We start from the raw sequence: 630 nt of genomic DNA on the forward strand, positions 1-630 counted from the left end.
CAGTTCCCCTGGTTCGCCTCTTGCACCTATGTATTCAGTACAAGATAACCATCTTATGATGGCTGGGTTCCCCCATTCAGACATCTCCGGATCAAAGTCTGTTTGCCGACTCCCCGAAGCTTTTCGCAGGCTACCACGTCTTTCATCGCCTCTGACTGCCAAGGCATCCACCGTATGCGCTTCTTCACTTGACCATATAACCCCAAGCAATCTGGTTATACTGTGAAGACGACATTCGCCGAAAATTCGCACTTGCTCATAGAGCAACTCACAAATTTTACCTTAGCCTGATCCGYTACCAGTGAAAGTAACGTTCAGTCTATCTTTCTATCACATACCCAAATTTTTAAAGAACGAWCTARTCAAAGACTAGAAATCAAYATTCACACTGGAATATTCATTTCTAAACTCTAACGAAACAGACCACCTTGAAAGCTGGCCTCTCGTCTTCTTCAATGAATCAAGCAATTCGTGTGGGAACTTATGGAGCAGCTGAGTCGTCGATTAAGGAGGTGATCCAGCCGCAGGTTCCCCTACGGCTACCTTGTTACGACTTCACCCCAGTCATGAATCACACCGTGGTAACCGTCCTCCCGAAGGTTAGACTAGCTACTTCTGGTGCAACCCACT

Annotated in this window: 2 rRNA genes; both read right to left on the reverse strand. The window is 46.5% G+C overall.

Going from position 1 to position 630, the window contains the following annotated elements:
* Positions 1-194: ribosomal RNA gene (locus tag AC1DRN_RS29955) — 23S ribosomal RNA — on the reverse strand; the annotation flags it as partial.
* Positions 195-505: 311 nt separating this feature from the next.
* Positions 506-630 (reverse strand): 16S ribosomal RNA (locus AC1DRN_RS29960); the annotation flags it as partial.

The sequence above is a fragment of the Pseudomonas sp. P5_B3 genome (assembly GCF_056400405.1).